Annotated in this window: 14 protein-coding genes and 1 pseudogene; 6 read left to right on the top strand and 9 right to left on the bottom strand. The window is 34.3% G+C overall.

The features are described 5' to 3' along the window. Positions 1-201: 201 nt before the first annotated feature. From EGX95_RS03225 to EGX95_RS03200, 5 genes and pseudogenes are all read right to left on the bottom strand, one after another. Positions 202-735: pseudogene (locus tag EGX95_RS03225) on the bottom strand (MBL fold metallo-hydrolase); the annotation flags it as partial. 119 nt (positions 736-854) lie between these two features. Then, positions 855-2687 (bottom strand): group II intron reverse transcriptase/maturase, encoded by a 1833-nt coding sequence (gene ltrA, locus EGX95_RS03220; protein ID WP_000914978.1) that lies wholly within the window; start codon positions 2685-2687, stop codon positions 855-857. Between the two features lie 715 nt (positions 2688-3402). Beyond that, entirely contained in the window at positions 3403-3516 is a 114-nt protein-coding gene (locus EGX95_RS03215; RefSeq protein ID WP_000871250.1) for an MBL fold metallo-hydrolase, read from the bottom strand. Between the two features lie 390 nt (positions 3517-3906). Next, positions 3907-4218 (bottom strand): YbjQ family protein, encoded by a 312-nt coding sequence (locus EGX95_RS03205; RefSeq protein ID WP_000637509.1) that lies wholly within the window; start codon positions 4216-4218, stop codon positions 3907-3909. 62 nt (positions 4219-4280) lie between these two features. Next, positions 4281-4931: a CPBP family glutamic-type intramembrane protease gene (locus EGX95_RS03200; RefSeq protein WP_123805447.1), complete on the bottom strand. Its 651-nt coding sequence runs from the start codon at positions 4929-4931 to the stop codon at positions 4281-4283. Between the two features lie 272 nt (positions 4932-5203). On the opposite strand from EGX95_RS03200, the gene EGX95_RS03195 reads away from it, so the two are divergent. The 3 genes from EGX95_RS03195 to EGX95_RS03180 all read left to right on the top strand — a co-directional run bounded on the left by EGX95_RS03195 (position 5204) and on the right by EGX95_RS03180 (position 8496). Then, positions 5204-5668 (top strand): 2-thiouracil desulfurase family protein, encoded by a 465-nt coding sequence (locus EGX95_RS03195; protein ID WP_000604767.1) that lies wholly within the window; start codon positions 5204-5206, stop codon positions 5666-5668. 379 nt (positions 5669-6047) lie between these two features. Beyond that, entirely contained in the window at positions 6048-6638 is a 591-nt protein-coding gene (locus EGX95_RS03190) for a TetR/AcrR family transcriptional regulator (protein WP_000169642.1), read from the top strand. Positions 6639-7074: 436 nt separating this feature from the next. Continuing rightward, positions 7075-8496: an IS4 family transposase gene (locus tag EGX95_RS03180; RefSeq protein ID WP_000175817.1), complete on the top strand. Its 1422-nt coding sequence runs from the start codon at positions 7075-7077 to the stop codon at positions 8494-8496. A gap of 321 nt (positions 8497-8817) precedes the next feature. On the opposite strand, the gene EGX95_RS03175 is transcribed toward EGX95_RS03180, so the two are convergent. From EGX95_RS03175 to EGX95_RS03165, 3 genes are all read right to left on the bottom strand, one after another. Further along, the gene (locus EGX95_RS03175; RefSeq protein ID WP_000642452.1) at positions 8818-9840 is read right to left on the bottom strand and encodes a 2,3-butanediol dehydrogenase; all 1023 of its coding nucleotides are present in this window, start codon (positions 9838-9840) and stop codon (positions 8818-8820) included. A gap of 207 nt (positions 9841-10047) precedes the next feature. Continuing rightward, positions 10048-10602: a TetR/AcrR family transcriptional regulator gene (locus tag EGX95_RS03170; RefSeq protein WP_000064552.1), complete on the bottom strand. Its 555-nt coding sequence runs from the start codon at positions 10600-10602 to the stop codon at positions 10048-10050. 188 nt (positions 10603-10790) lie between these two features. Then, positions 10791-12017, bottom strand: a complete 1227-nt coding sequence (locus EGX95_RS03165; RefSeq protein WP_000856909.1) for a cytochrome P450 — start codon at positions 12015-12017, stop codon at positions 10791-10793. 157 nt (positions 12018-12174) lie between these two features. On the opposite strand from EGX95_RS03165, the gene EGX95_RS03160 reads away from it, so the two are divergent. Then, a complete protein-coding gene (locus EGX95_RS03160) occupies positions 12175-12759 on the top strand; it encodes a TetR/AcrR family transcriptional regulator (protein ID WP_000549137.1) in 585 nt (194 codons plus the stop codon). A 43-nt stretch (positions 12760-12802) separates the two neighbouring features. On the opposite strand, the gene EGX95_RS30175 is transcribed toward EGX95_RS03160, so the two are convergent. Continuing rightward, a complete protein-coding gene (locus EGX95_RS30175; RefSeq protein WP_000871114.1) occupies positions 12803-12940 on the bottom strand; it encodes a hypothetical protein in 138 nt (45 codons plus the stop codon). A 305-nt stretch (positions 12941-13245) separates the two neighbouring features. Here EGX95_RS30175 and EGX95_RS03155 point away from each other — a divergent pair, with 305 nt between their 5' ends. Both EGX95_RS03155 and EGX95_RS03150 read left to right on the top strand, forming a co-directional pair. Next, positions 13246-14187, top strand: coding sequence for an alpha/beta hydrolase (locus tag EGX95_RS03155; protein WP_000797646.1), 942 nt, complete (start codon positions 13246-13248; stop codon positions 14185-14187). A 43-nt stretch (positions 14188-14230) separates the two neighbouring features. After that, positions 14231-15184, top strand: a complete 954-nt coding sequence (locus tag EGX95_RS03150) for an alpha/beta hydrolase (protein WP_000797638.1) — start codon at positions 14231-14233, stop codon at positions 15182-15184. Positions 15185-15268: the final 84 nt, after the last annotated feature.

Below are 15268 nucleotides of genomic sequence, written 5' to 3'. Positions count from 1 at the left end.
AAAATAATTTAGTTTCTGTATGCGTGATTTTTCTTTTTCTATAAAAGGACATTGTGAAAAAAGTTGGCAACATCAAGAAGATGATTTCTGTATCCAACAGGAGTCATTTTTATAAATTCCATTGATATCTATTCCAAACTTTCCTTTTATTATACAAGAAATACCCTATAGAATATCCTTTTTTTATTTTATGGTGAAATATTATCTAAGATTTTTTAGAAACGGGTTTTGTTTTCGCTCAGTCTGAATATCTGTGATGTCTCCATGCCCACTTAAAACAAGTGTTTTTTCAGGCAGACTAAATAGTTTTTCCTGAATTGTTTTCATTAATCTATTTTGATCTCCTCCGATTATATCCGTTCGTCCAATACCACCTTTAAAAAGTACATCTCCTGAGATAATAATACTTTCATCTTTTATATAGTAAGATATACTTCCAGGTGAGTGCCCAGGGGTAAACAATACTTTGAATGAAAAGGAATCGATATGAATCTCTTCTTCTATTTCAATCAGATAATCTGCTGATTTTGCCGTAGTTTTAATTCTACCAGGTAAAGCAGAACGATTTAATTCTGTGTTAGTGAGCCAATCCTGTTCTGCCTGATGAAGATACAAAGGGATATTCCACTTGCTTCTTACTTCATCTACTGCCCCAATATGATCAAAATGAGCATGAGTTAAAAGAATAGCTTTGGGGATTAAATCATGTTTTTTTATGTATTGATTAATTTTGTCTGATTATGATGATAGGTAAGGCTTTGATGTAATCTCCACCTTTTCCCCCACCTCACACCGTACGTGCTAGTTTCCTAGCATACGGCGTTCCATCGTTTCCAACTGACTTTAAAATCAAATTATGTTACTATCGGTTCATTTCCAGCTTTAGTTCTTAGCACATTCAGTTTATCCATTTGTTTCTTGTTAAGTTTAAAAGACCGAAGGTAATGTGTAATCTTATTAAGATTCGTCATGTGAATCAGTTTGTGTATAAACCAATCTACAATTACCAAGTTGTTGTACTTGTCATCCCCACCTTGTTTAATGGGAACAATGTGATGACAATGAACACGTTCAATACCAATTTCCTCACCAGTTACATAACACTTACCATATTGAGCAACGTATTTTGATATCCTATTATCGTTGTACTCAATACTTTTATTCTTCGAATAAGTCCTCATAACTTGGTTGAGAACATCCTTAGGTATTGCCTTAAGATTACTATGTACTTTATTACGCCCCGTTTCCGTATAGTTACAGATAACCTGCGAAAAATTCCACGGGTTTTTATGATGTATTCCTGTAACTGGTAAGAGTGGAGTGTTCTGTACAACGTAAATCTTAGTGTTAGGTTGTATTCCTTTGGTCTTCCTTTTAAAATTCACAGATGTTTCACAGAACTTCATGTGCTTCATATTGTTTCTAAGTCTGGTTCTTATGACTCTTCGCAGAGAGTAATTTACCTCCGTTAAATCCATGTAAATTGTAACCGCATATTTAAAGTAATTTTGTATACCAAGAAGGGTTGAATTAAATTGAGTAACTTTCTCTGAAGTGGGCTCCTTTTGAATTCCTTTGATTCGTTCTTTTAGTTGTCTTTTAGCTTTTGTAATAGCTTTGTCGGACATACTGGTTTTTGCAATATATCCAAATTTAGCTTTACCTTGTTTAACCACTTTGATTTTGAATCCAAGGAAAACTGACGAGTTTTTCTTGAGATTAACCACTTTGGACTTTTTGGGGTTAATTTCTAATCCCAAGCGGGATTTGAGAAAATCAACTGTCGCATGATAAAAGCGTTGTGCTTCATCATAAGTCCGACACATTATTTTGAAGTCATCCGCGTATCTCACTACATAACCACATTTTAGATTCGTGTACTTCCTAGCATATTGTCGAAACCCTAAATGCCGAGTAGAGATTCTGTGAGGTTTGTAGGTTTCCCATTGGCTACTTATCCACCAATCAAGTTCATTTAGAACAATGTTGGAAAGTAAAGGAGAAATAATTCCTCCTTGCGGAGTACCCTTATTGGGAATACCCTCTCCTTCTATCTCAGATTTAAGGATTTTTGAAATAACACATAGAAGTGATTTGTCTCTTATTCCCAGAGTCCACATTTGCCTTAATAGCTTTTTGTGGCATACATTATCAAAGAACCCCTTAATGTCAATATCAACACAGTAGTGTTGGTGACCTATGTTAATAAGACTTACAACTCTACTTAGTGCATGGTGTGTACTTCTGTTCGGTCTAAATCCATAACTATGGTTATGAAACTTAGCTTCACAAATAGGTTCCAATACTTGGAGGATAGATTGTTGTACTAATCTGTCCCAAATTGTTGGAATCCCCAGGGGTCGCTTCTTATCACTGCCCTCTTTTGGGATAAGGACTCTTTTAACTGCTTGTGGTTGATAGTTATTTAATCGTTTCCTAACTTCATGAATAATCTTTGTATCGTTTAGGTGCCAAATATCTTTAATGGTTAAATTGTCAACTCCAGCCGTGTTACTCCCCTTATTAGTTTTGATGTTGCGGTATGCTAATCTAATATTTTCTTCCGAACCGATAATATCAATTAATTTATAGAAATTGTTACCATTAAGGCTATTAGAATATAACTCATCATACTTTCTTTGCATGTCGTAATATTCACTGTGCCTTAGTTTAGTTTTCTTTAACATGGGCTGTAACCTCCCCTTATTTACTGGAGGTTTACATCTCTTTAGTCTTACTCGAAACCATGTCAACCATAAGTAACAGTCAGTTTTCAATCGACTAGTGGCTATCCCTCCACGTTCATTACACGTTTCATAGGTACTGTGCCACCACTTTCACTGTCATAAACCTAGGTTATACAATTTACAATTGTTTTCCCTAGAACCACTTCATCGGAAGCAAGCCCTCAGTGTTGACAGCTTACCACGTTCCGTCATTCCTATCTGTGCATATACCGTTAGGTTTCTCCTATGAGCCTGCTACCTTGATATTGCCTGTAACAATATATGGACTTTCATAAAGGCGAGTTTTACTCATCCACAGTAGCGACACTAATTGTGTCAGTAAGCCTTTCGACTTACTTCCGATATAGACCCGTACCATCAGAGATTCGTCCGCACATACCATACTCTATTGGTTCATAGTGCATACTAACCATAGGTAATTTATAGACTTCCGGTTTATAGGTTACACCACCCACCTCTGAGTGACTTTCGTATCCTATAGGATTACGGTAACTCTCAACCGACTTCACCGAGCTTCATACAGTTCAGTTCTTGCTAACTTCACTGCATGTCGGAGTATTAAAGGAAGCCCTTCAAGGCGTTACCCTATCATTTGACTTCTTGGAATGACAGTTCACTGTTGAACTGTAAGTTCGACAATGCCTAAGCTTTTCACTTAGGAACGTGTCGCACCGCCACCAGGATCAATTATTACGCATGCTTTATCTTCATTAGATAAAATGTATGCATTTGCTTTAAGTGGTCCTACAGGAATTCGTATCCATTTCATGTTGTACACTTCCTTTGCGTTTACATTACTGAAGTTACTATAAAATACAATTAGAACTTTACATTTAAAAACATCTTTATTCTATCTAAAACTACTATTATCATTTAACACAATATTCTTGTAAACCTTGTCGGAAAAAGAAAGGTTGTTTAATAATTATTCTACTGAAATTGAACAACTTTATTATCCCTACACAGGAGGTACTAAAAAAATTTTGCCTGATAGTAATAGGATGGGGCCTCTATATAAAAAACCACAGTTTACACTCAAACTGTGGTTTTTCGACGTACAATGATTTATCAACATCTCGTTTTATTCTTTAAAATTTGCAACTGAATCAGGATTCCCCTCAAATTATAAATTTCAAGGGGAGATCCGTTTTTTATTTACTTATATACGTACAGCTGTACCACTTACAGCAACCATTAACATTCCATCACGAACTACTTCGTAATCTACGTCAACACCAACGATAGCGTTCGCACCTTTTTGTTTTGCAAGTTCTTTCATTTCGTCCATCGCAATATCACGAGCATCTTTTAGCTTACTTTCATAAGAACCAGCACGGCCACCGACAACATCACGAACTGAAGCGAATAAATCGCGTACAATGTTGGCCCCCATAATAGCTTCACCATTTACAATATCAATATACTCAATAATTTCTTTACCTTGAATTCCAGAAGTTGTTGTTACAATCATGTTTGACACCCTCCTATTTTTTACAATCTTCAATTACATGTGTCTCTCTATCACATATGTAATTAAAAAATAGCATTAAAATTGTTTAACATATGTATCGCTATAACATATGCAAGGGATCTATTAGAAATAAGATAAGCCGCAGTAAGCATCACCGTGCCAGGTAAATATATAGCAAGATCCGAAAGTTGATTTGAATGAAGACCTGCAAAAATTATAATCGAAACGATGGATGCAATAGCAGTACCAATATATTCTGAAAAACGATTTACTAATATATGACGAAATATAATTTCTTCAATTATTGGTCCTATAATCCCAAATAGAAGTACTGTGAATATAATAGGCACCTCTGCGCCCTTTGTAAGGACCTGTTCTTGGTTCTCTAGCTGACCTATGTTTAGAAAATGCATAATAGAATTTTCCACAATTACCATAAGTAAAACCACCATAGGAACGCTTACTATTTTCAAAATTGTTTTCTCTTTAAAATAAGTAAAACTTTCAATAATTTCTTTCCTAAAGAAAATGATTCCTACAATAGCAGGTACAGTCAAACCGATGGCACTAAGAGCAAATTCTGATTCAACTAAGTTGCTGTTAGTTAAAAGGGATATGCCAAATAATATGAACAAGCCAATTTGAAGTAGTGCAAACAGTATATAAACTATTAGCATAACAAGTTCTTTTGTATTCATTTTTATAAAGCTCACTTTATTACCTCCATAATGAAATTACTTAGAATCTTTGATTTTTCTTGTTGCATTAGGTTCTCCTTCTAAAATATAATTATATAAATACCAAACCGGACGGTTCGGTTCGAAAACTAATGATACTATAAGTTTCTAATTTTTTAAACCCCTTTTATAAATTATTAATAAAATAAAAATAAAAGCAAAAATATTAAGATGTTCGCATAGTTAAGAAAAGGGTAGTTTTTAATGTTGTTGTAATAATTGAATATGAATTTGAAAGGATGTACATCATGATTTTAGTTAGTTCTTGCTTAGCTGGAAAACCAGTAAGATATAATGGTACTGCATGTTTAAACGATACAATTCAAAAATTAATTGATGAAAAGAAAGCGATACCTGTTTGCCCGGAGTTATTAGGTGGTTTTGTTACACCGAGAGAACCAGCTGAAATCTTGGGCGGAGATGGATATGATGTTTTAGAGGGCAAAGCAAAAGTAATGGAACGTTCCGGTAATGATGTGACGGAATTATATATAAATGGTGCCATGAAGACTTTAAATTTAGCACAAGAAATGCAAGCTAGCCATGTAGTTTTAAAAGAATATAGCCCTTCTTGTGGCAGTAAAGAAATTTATAGTGGTGAGTTTGTTGGAAAAAAGGTAACAGGAGTCGGCGTAACGACTGCTCTATTAGAAAGTAAGGGCATTAAAGTTATATCTGAATTAGAATTAGATAAATTAATTAATAAAATATAATATTAGAGGGCAAATTTTAACAATTCGCTTACCGAAATTATCAAACTTTATTATAAAAATAAATAGCTTGTAAAATTTCAACACACGCATTTTAATCAAATTTTTTTCAAAATGCGTGAGATTTTTTTGTGATGAAATCAATGGTTTCGCTTAAATTTTAATCAAACTTAATTTCAAACCAACAAATTCACTTATTTTACATGGATAATATAATTTGATTAACTTCTTTTCAAACTGTATTGTTTGAGATTTTCATAAGATAGGGATTGATAAGATATTTCTGTTCCGAACTTATTTATACTTACAAAAAAATCAAGAAAATAGAGGGTAAACATTACCTAGAATATTAGGATCGTTTTCATTAGGAGGATTACAAAGCATGACTAAAGTTGATAAGGTAAAAGAAAAAATTATTGAAACATCTTTATATTTATTTAATACTAATGGGATAACTCGCACATCCATTCAGGATATAATGACAGCCACTGAACTACCGAAAGGATCTATTTATCGTAGATTCAAAAATAAAGAAGAAATTGTTCTTGCTGCCTACGACAAAAGTGGTGAGATTATGTGGAGTCATTTTCATAAAGCAATGGAAAATAAAAAAACAGCAATCGATAAAATCCTTGCAATTTTCCTTGTATATCAAGATGCAGCTAATAATCCTCCTATTGCTGGAGGCTGTCCATTACTTAATAGCGCCATTGAAAGTACTGGCGTATTTCCAGAATTACAAAAAGCAGCAGCAAAAGGCTATGATGATACAGTAATGTTAATGGCCTCTCTCATAAAGGAAGGAATAGAGAAACAAGAACTTAAAGAAGATATAGACATTATATCGCTCGCTTCTTTTCTTGCCTCTTCAATGGAGGGAGCTATTATGGCAAGTCGAGTATCTAACGATAATATACACCATCAATATTTCATTGAACAAATAAAGCATCATCTTTACTCTTATTCTAAATAAGTGAGAACTTGCATCGCCTTCATTCAATTTTTATAAACTTAAATTCAATAAATACTCCTCATAAAAAGTATCTTCTGTTTATGAGGGGGAGATATTTTTTTAGCAGAGGTAGCTTACAGAAGAAATAGGGTTGTTTAATTCGAAGTACATAAACACAAAGTGGCCCATCACATACCCACTTGGACCTATGTTATCTGAAAAATGGTTAGGCAAAATATTCATTAGACGAATAGCAATTACAGGTATTTTTGAATTTGGTTTCAGTTTATCACTCACTGTATTTACATAATACGAAACTTAGGGCAAGTAATTGGAATTTCTGTACCTAGTTTATGGCTAAGTGACCAACTAAAGAAATTCAAGCTAACTTTGTATCTATATAACGAAAAAAACGCTATTCTTTTTGTAGAAAAATACAGAAAGGATGGCGTTTTGTATGACTCTATCGATTCAATATGAGTTTCATTTATTCGCTGAAGAATTACAGCGATATCTATCCCCAAGCATCCTTCAACAGCTCGCACAGGAGACGGGTTTCGTAAAACGTAAAAGTAAATATGGCGCACGTGATTTGGCCGCTTTATGTATTTGGATTAGTCAACACGTAGCAAGCGATTCTCTTACTCGATTATGCAGTCAGCTTTATACAAATACAGCTACACTCATGAGCCCAGAAGGACTGAATCAACGCTTTAATCCAGCAGCTGTCGCATTTCTTCGAGAAGTCTTTACTTCTCTTCTCAAACAAAAACTCTGTTCAAATCAATCACTTTCTGCACATATGATCTCTACTTTCAATCGTATCCGTATTTTGGATGCAACAGTGTTTCAACTGCCTGATCAATTGGCTACTGACTATCAAGGTTCAGGTGGGAGTAGTAATACGGCAGGCGTAAAAATCCAATTGGAATATGATTTACTTAGTGGTCAATTTCTTAACGTGCAGCTTGGACCAGGAAAGAATAATGATAAAACATACGGTACCATCTGCCTTGAGACCGTAGAGACCGGCGATTTGTGTTTACGTGATCTTGGTTACTTCGATTTAGGAGACTTACAAACTATTCATGATAAAGGGGCTTACTACATCTCGCGGTTGAAGTTGAATACGCGCATTTATATCAAGAACCCTGAACCAGAATATTTCAACAATGGTATGTTAAAAAAGCAAACAGAATACATCCAGCTTGATATGACACAAATGCTGTCTGGTCTAATCCCTGGTGAAACGATGGAAATCCCCGAGGCATACATTGGTCAAAATCAGAAACTTCCAGCACGTGTTATTATCCATCGTTTAACCGATGATCAAACGCAAACACGTCTGAAAAACCAAGCGATACGTGAAAAGAAGAAAGGCATTGTCATGAAGGATAAAAGTAAACGTTTAATGGGCATGAATGTATATATCACGAACACGTCGCTAGAAGAAGTACCGATGAACTACGTGCATCCATTATATTCACTTCGTTGGCAGATTGAAATTTTGTTTAAAACGTGGAAGTCACTCTTTAAAATTGATGAATGTCAAAATATAAAAAGAGAACGCCTAGAGTGCCATTTATATGGACAACTCATCGGCATTCTCCTCTGTTCTTCTACGATGTTTCAAATGCGTCAGTTTCTGCTTGAAAAGAAAAAACAAGAGCTGAGTGAATACAAAGCGATTTATATGATTAAAGATTACTTTCCATTACTGTTTCAAGCGATAGCCGTTGGCACAGAAAAACTTTTAAAAATTTTGCATCGCCTTTATCAGCTGCTCAAAAAGAACGGTCGTAAATGTCATAGGTATAAGAAGATGACCGTCTTTGATATTCTAGGGATTGTGTATAAAACGACAGTGAAGCATAGATAAGCTGCCTAGCGAAAAAATCACGTTTTAATAGGCTTCTTTAGCATGCCTATTTTTCTATCAATTACTAGTTTTGAACCAAGAATCGTTTCATATCTAGTAAGTTACTTGTTTAGCTTGATGGACATGGGGTATACACGCAAAGCAACTAAATCTTTGGCTTGTTATTTACTAGTTCGTTGCACAAACCCTACATTTCTAGCAGGATCTCGTAAAATATTAGAGGATAAAAGAATTGAATTTCTTGAGTAAATAGTTAAGAGTTCTCTATATTTTTAATTATTTCTTTTTCAATCTTCTCAAGTTATTTTATCTAAAATATGATTAATGTGCGCCACTTAATTTAACTAAAATTTTTGCTTGCGCTTTATCATGAATTAACGCTTCAAAACCTTGTTCAGCAATATTATCTATATCAACTTTGCTTGTAATAATGGATTGTGCAGGTAATCTTCCATTAGCGAGTAATTGAATGACCTCATTATAAGTTTCATTACTGTACCCCACAGATCCCAATAATTTTACGCCACTAAAGAGTAAGGAAGCAGGAGCATTAAATTGGATATCTTGAGTATGGAAGCTGATAACCATCATTGTGCCACGAACTTTAGTTGATTGAATGGCTTGATTAAATGTTGACTCAACACCTGCAGCTTCAATTGTCACATCTGCTCCATCTGGGAATAATTTACGAATTTCTTCTACAGGGTTTACTTCTTTAGCATTAAAGACATGCGTCGCACCCACTTCGGTTGCTTTGGCAAGCCGACTATCAAATAAATCAACAACAATAATATTAGAAGCACCTGCAGCTTTTGCACCTAAAACAGCAAATAGCCCAATAGGGCCGGCGCCATAAACAACAACAGTATCTCCTTCTCCTACATTTGAATCCTTAATTGATTGGAATGATACAGCTGCTGGTTCTACCATTGCTGCTACTTCTAGTGATAAATTATCTGGAATTTTAAAAATCGTTTTTTGTGGAAGTATCACGTATTCAGCAAACCCTCCGTCGATTTGTGCACCTACTGCGTCTAAAGTGATAAAACGTTCAGTTTCAGCATTTGAAGGATCTTTAAGCATCATTGGATAAATACATACTCTGTCCCCTTCTTTAAATTTTGTTACCAGGGAACCAACCTCTGCAATTTCACCAGAGAACTCATGTCCGATTACCATATTCTTATTCATTGGTACTGAATCTGGATGCAAGTATGCATGTAAATCAGAACCACAAATACCAGCCCATGCCACTTTAACTTTTACATCATTGGGTTGTAACTCTTTTGTTTCTCTTTCCTCGATACGAATATCTTTTTCACCATACCACACTGCGGCTTTCATAAAAAATCCTCCCTCAAATAATTGGAATATTATATATAATTTTCATTTAATATTAGATCGTAATTCGTTTTTTAAAGCATAACGGTAATTTTATTTTGCTCTTTAACCTTACTCATTCCTCCTTTGCTATGTTCAATAATCTATCATAGGTTTTTAAGGAAGACGATGAGCAAAAAATAATATACGTCTCGAATTGAGACATTTGTTTTAATTTGGTTCATTTATCAATAAGTTCTTAGAAATCTGAATCAACTCTTCTTTTGTATAGGAATATTCATTGCTTAACCATTTTTTTATAATCTCAAAAAAGCCACTACAGTAAAAATCACACAGTACCATTGGATAATCTGAGTTTTGGATTTTTTTCGAAAGCGGATCATTATATTCCATTGAGTTTTCATATAAATTTTCTGCACCAAATCGAATCAATTTTTCGTATAACTCAAGGCTATTATTTTTACTAGTAATATTAAAAAACAATGCACGATTAACATCTATGTATTCAATTATTTCCTCAAACAATGTATGTTCTAAATCCAATCCTTCTTTTGTTTGTTCAAAAAGATTGATTGCGATGGAATTTGATACATCGCTAAATAATTCATATTTATCCTCATAATGACGGTAAAATGTGCTTCTATGAATCATTGCTTTTTCACAAATATGATTGATTGTGATGGATGAAAATGTTTTTTCTTTTAATAAATCCATAAACGCATCTTTTATTATGTTTTGTGTGCGTAAACGTGTGAAATTACTCAATTTTAGTATCCTCCTATATTGAATCTAAGTACTGCATGAATTTGTAATTGTTTTCCTAATCCTTATCTCCTTTTAGTATGCCTAAATTAATGATAATCTGGCATTTCCCCACGAATATAATCCTTTTATGAAACTGAGATGGATCATATAAATTTGGCTCTGGCGCGAATATACCAGAGCCAAAATATTTAATTTAGTTCACTTTTTACAGGGAAAGAATGTAATCCATATATAGAACTACTATTTGAGATAGGAACAGGAAGATCCTGGTCAATAAATGAAAATGATTTATATCTTTTTATTAATTCCGTTAATACAATTTTCGCTTCTAATCTAGCTAGAGGAGCACCTAAACAAAAATGGATGCCATGTCCAAATGTAAGATGAGGATTACGTCTACGATATATGTTAAAACTATCGACATCTTTGAATTGATGCGAGTCACGGTTAGCTGATCCAACCCAAGCTGAAATGATTTGGTCTACTTGTAAAGTTTGTCCTTTTAATTGAATCTCTTTTTTTACTCTGCGTACAATTCTTTGAACTGGTGAACGATACCGCAATACTTCTTCAATTGCTTTCGGAACAAGAGATACATCCTGTTGTAATTGATCATAAACATTTGGATGTTCTATGAAGCAATATAAAGCGTTTCCAAGTAAATTGGTTGTTGTTTCATTTCCCGCTACTAAAAGTAGTTTACAAAACGGTACTATTTCTTTTCCTGAAATATTTTTGTCCGCTTCACTTTGAACTAATAAAGAAATAATGTTATTTGAATCTTTTTTGGATTTCCCTCGATTGGATTGTATAATTTCTTCAAAAAACTCTCCTAATTCATTTTCTGCTTGTAAACGTGTATTAAAAAATTCCTCCAAATAATCCGAATCATCATGACTCGGTGAACTTACGATAATATCAGACCATCTCTTAAACCTTTCCATATCCTTAGCAGAAACACCTAACATTTCAGCAATTACTATAACTGGTAACGGATAAAATAACTCTCTAACAATATCAAAAGTTTCACGATTAGATAATTGATTGAGTATATCGTTTGTGATTTGCTGGATTCTAGGTTCCCATTCCCTTAATGCTTTAGGAGTGAAAGACCGATTTACAATAGACCGAATTTGCGTATGCTTTGGCGGATCCATCCCAAGAATACTTTGTGGAAATGGAGACTTTTTCTTCTCAGGCATAATACTAGAAAAGTACTCTTTATCCTCTAAGACAGTTTTTACATCTTCGTACAAAAAAACATTCCACATGTCTGCCTGATGATTAAAACAAATAGGCTCCTTTTCTCGCATCTCTTTATACCATGCAAATGGTTTATACGGATCTTCTAAAGCCTTTTTTCCCATCAACTTATTTGTAGGAATCATAACAACTGATTGATAAGGTGTTTTCATATACAACAATCTCCTCTCAAAAAAATTTCATTACACCGAATAATATTCACCGAATGTCATTCGGTGTAATGAGGATTATACAACAAGAACCAAAATATTCAAACTACTTTTTCGGTTTTAAAATATCCGTTAATATATAAATAAGGGGGAATAGACATTGCACAAAAAAACTCTGACAAATAGAAAACAACAAGCTTTACTAACACAGAACAATATATTTCATGTGTTTTTAAATTTAATGAGAGAAAAGAAATTTGAAAATATAACAATTGAAGATATTTGTAAAAAAGCAAATGTATCAGTAGGAACTTTTTATCATTATTTCACTTCCAAAGAGGATATTTATAAAAAATTATTTCAACAAATTGAAGAAAATCTACATGTTGAATTAGAAAATATAGATCAACATACAACAATGCAAACAACTATTTTAACTTTCTTCCAATGCATAGCTGAATATACAACTAAATTAGAGTTACATATAAATCTTCTTAACGATTTCAACAAAAGGTCATTTATATATGAGCCTTCACTCATTTACGAAGCTCTAAATGGCTTTGTTTACAAAGGACAACTTGAAAAAGAATTAACAAATGATATGAGTGTAGAAGAAATAACAACGTATCTTTTTACAATTGCTAGAGGACTTATATTAGATTGGTGTCTTTTAGATGGAAAATACTCACTAGAACAGAGAATGAATACTTATATGAATTTAGCATTGAAATCTTTAAAGCCTTAAATTTTAATCAAGCCCTACGCTTTGTTGCTTCATTTTGTACATTTCATTCAGTTTTATTTTTTCCAGGTGTTAAAGCAGCTGGAATAAAAGAAAAAGCATGCCCCTTCTTTATACTGCGAGAAGGGCATGCTTTTTCTTTTTTTACAATACAACTTATAAATCCCACATCAATCCATTTCAAGATAGTTAATTTCCCTTTTCCTATCCCCTCGGAAAAGGAGAATAACAGTCAAAATACATATAAAAAATCAAGAAAATGAATATTTCATACAGGCTAGTTTTAGTACTGTGTATACTTTATATCGTTAAAAACCCATTAAAAAATGAACCACTTTGAGATATATGTCGCATTTTGAAACACATAAACATTTTTGATTATCGTTTTCCTCTAATGCCTATGATAAATTGCTATACATAGCTAGCTTACAATTATATTTCTAAAAATAATATTTCACCTTTCATAAAAAATAAAAAGGAGTTTTTAAAATGAAGAACCGAGTAAACCCAGCATTATTACCAGGCTTAGAAATGTATCCAGATCAAGATTTACGCCCAGAGTGTTTGCCAGTAATGAGAGAAGAAGCATCAAAAGTCTTCCCTCCTACCATTGTTGATGAAACTCTTTCTGTAACAAATGAAGTCATTGAGGGACCTGATGCAAATCCATTACGATTAAAAATTTATCGTCCAAAATCAAATAATGAATCCTTACCTGCTCTGTTGTGGATACATGGTGGCGGATATATCTTGGGATCTATAAATGATAACGATGATCTTGCTGTAAAAATTGCAAAAGAGGCTAACTGTATGGTCGTTTCTGTAGATTACCGTTTAGCTCCTGAACATCCTTATCCAGCTCCAATTGAAGATTGTTATGCAGCATTAAAATGGATTGCTGATAACGCGGAGACATTGAACATTGATTCGAATCGAATTGGTGTTGCAGGAGTGAGCGCTGGTGGCGGACTAACAGCTGCATTAACATTATTAGCCCGTGATCGCCAATATCCTTCTATTTGTTTCCAAATGCCGCTTTATCCAATGATTGATGATCGTAATAACACACCTTCTGCCAATGAAATTAAAGAAGGGTTTGTTTGGAATCAAAAATCAAATGAAGCTGGCTGGAAAATGTATTTAGGAGAATTACATGGAACGGATCATATTCCCGCTTATGCAGCCGCTGCTCGAGCAGAAGATTATCGTAATTTACCACGTACCTACACATGCGTTGGTCAATTGGACCCATTCCGTAGTGAAACATTAACCTATGTAACCAAACTTGCAGAAGCTGGTGTTGATGTCGAGTTCCATTTATATCCTGGAGCTTATCATGGGTTCGAAATGATGCATCCGGATACTGATATATCTATTCACGCTTGGAATGATTATGTGCGAGCAGTTAAAACTGGTTTCGCAAGAAAGTAACTAAGGTAGCTACAAAAAATTTCATAATAAAGGAGAATTTTTAATGAAGAATAGAGTTCATCCAGAATTAAGAGAAATGTTTTCTGTATTACCTGAAGTAGATAATAGTCCGGAAAATTTCCAACAATATAGGAAATGGGCTAAAGAATCTTTTACTGCAACAGTTCTATCATCGAATGATGAAGTTACTGTATCTAATCGATTTATACCTGGGCCTGAAAGAGCGCCTGAAGTTAGAGTTCGCATTTATGAGCCAACTAAAAAAACAAAAGCTTTACCTGGGGTCCTTTGGATACACGGTGGTGGATATCAAGTGGGATCACCCGAAATGGATGACAAACTTTGTGAAAAGTTCGTATTGGAAGCCAACTGTATAGTGGTTTCGGTTGACTATCGATTAGCACCGGAAAATCCATTCCCTGCACCACTTGAGGACTGCTATGCAGCTTTACAGTGGGTTTCTAATAATTCGGAAGATCTTGGTGTCGATTCTTCTCGAATTGCAATTGCCGGAATGAGTGCGGGAGGTGGACTAACAGCAGCCCTTGCCCTTTTAGCAAGGGATAGAAAGGGACCTTCAATTATATTCCAAATGCCACTATGCCCTATGATTGATGATCGTAATATAAAACCTTCTGCTTTTGAGATAACGGATTCAAAATTATGGAACAGAAAAACTAATATCTCTGGGTGGAAAATGTATTTAGGTTCAGTTTACGGTGAAGAGGTATCCCCATACGCTGCTCCAGCTCGTGCAACTGACCTTACAGGACTTCCACCAACTTATACAATGGTGGGTGAAATAGACTTATTCCGAGACGAGACAATTGAATATGCGAATAGATTAATGCAAGCTGGAGTACCAACAGAATTTCATGTTTATCCTGGTGGCTACCATGGATTCGAATTAATAGTGCCCAATGCTGAAATTAGCCAAAGAGCTGAGGAAGAATATATCGGTGCATTAAAGCGAGCATTACAAAAAACAGAAGTTTAAATATATATGAGGATTTTATATAGCATATAGTAAAAAATAAGAGAAAGAGTCTATGAAGAGAGCAGCTCCTCTGTCACTAAGTCT

The sequence above is a fragment of the Bacillus sp. FDAARGOS_527 genome, assembly GCF_003812125.1.
Taxonomy (GTDB): Bacteria; Bacillota; Bacilli; order Bacillales; family Bacillaceae_G; genus Bacillus_A; species Bacillus_A paranthracis.
The sequence above is the reverse complement of the archived record's forward strand: the minus strand, read 5'-3'. Positions and strand labels throughout refer to the sequence as shown.

Bases quoted from the DNA above. Each gene is read 5' to 3' on its own strand.
- ltrA (WP_000914978.1), bottom strand. From the start codon at position 2,687: ATGTTAAAGAAAACTAAACTAAGGCACAGTGAATATTACGACATGCAA.
- EGX95_RS03215 (WP_000871250.1), bottom strand. From the start codon at position 3,516: ATGAAATGGATACGAATTCCTGTAGGACCACTTAAAGCAAATGCATAC.
- EGX95_RS03205 (WP_000637509.1), bottom strand. From the start codon at position 4,218: ATGATTGTAACAACAACTTCTGGAATTCAAGGTAAAGAAATTATTGAG.
- EGX95_RS03195 (WP_000604767.1), top strand. From the start codon at position 5,204: ATGATTTTAGTTAGTTCTTGCTTAGCTGGAAAACCAGTAAGATATAAT.
- EGX95_RS03190 (WP_000169642.1), top strand. From the start codon at position 6,048: ATGACTAAAGTTGATAAGGTAAAAGAAAAAATTATTGAAACATCTTTA.
- EGX95_RS03180 (WP_000175817.1), top strand. From the start codon at position 7,075: ATGACTCTATCGATTCAATATGAGTTTCATTTATTCGCTGAAGAATTA.
- EGX95_RS03175 (WP_000642452.1), bottom strand. From the start codon at position 9,840: ATGAAAGCCGCAGTGTGGTATGGTGAAAAAGATATTCGTATCGAGGAA.
- EGX95_RS03165 (WP_000856909.1), bottom strand. From the start codon at position 12,017: ATGAAAACACCTTATCAATCAGTTGTTATGATTCCTACAAATAAGTTG.
- EGX95_RS03155 (WP_000797646.1), top strand. From the start codon at position 13,246: ATGAAGAACCGAGTAAACCCAGCATTATTACCAGGCTTAGAAATGTAT.
- EGX95_RS03150 (WP_000797638.1), top strand. From the start codon at position 14,231: ATGAAGAATAGAGTTCATCCAGAATTAAGAGAAATGTTTTCTGTATTA.